1 protein-coding gene is annotated in these 399 nt (G+C 57.4%); it reads right to left on the bottom strand.

What is annotated here, in order from left to right; genetic code table 11:
- On the bottom strand, positions 1-200 hold a 200-nt coding region (locus tag AF337_RS41280), incomplete at its 3' end, for a GFA family protein (RefSeq protein ID WP_193393691.1).
- Between the last annotated feature and the right edge of the window lie 199 nt (positions 201-399).

The following is a 399-nucleotide window of genomic DNA, read 5'->3' as shown; positions in this document are numbered from 1 at the left end:
TTGCGACCGCTCTCGGCAGTGCGAATGAATTCTGTAGACGTTCCGGATATTTCGACACAGCCCATCGAGTAGAAAGCATTTGCGCTGAACGGCGCACCCGTTCTGCGCTGGCAAGCCAAACAGTGGCACAGCGCAGTCAATTGTGGCGGCTCGCTGAGCATCAGTCTCAGAGCGCCGCAGGCGCATTGGGCATTGGCCATTGAAACTCCTCCCGCTTGCACGGTGAAATTACGTTGAATGGGGGGGTGAAGCGCAGGCCCGAACCGCAAATGGTGAGGGTGGGCGATGCGAATGGGCTGAGAGCTGATATAATTCAGGCTCACAGAAGCTCAAATGTAGATCGCGGAAATGCCGAAGTCTAGAGGAACGCCATCCGACCGCTTCGGGCCGGAGCGGATG

It is taken from the genome of Rhizobium ecuadorense (assembly GCF_001187535.1).
GTDB classification, from domain to species: domain Bacteria; phylum Pseudomonadota; class Alphaproteobacteria; order Rhizobiales; family Rhizobiaceae; genus Rhizobium; species Rhizobium ecuadorense.
This window is presented reverse-complemented; position numbering and strand designations above follow the sequence as displayed.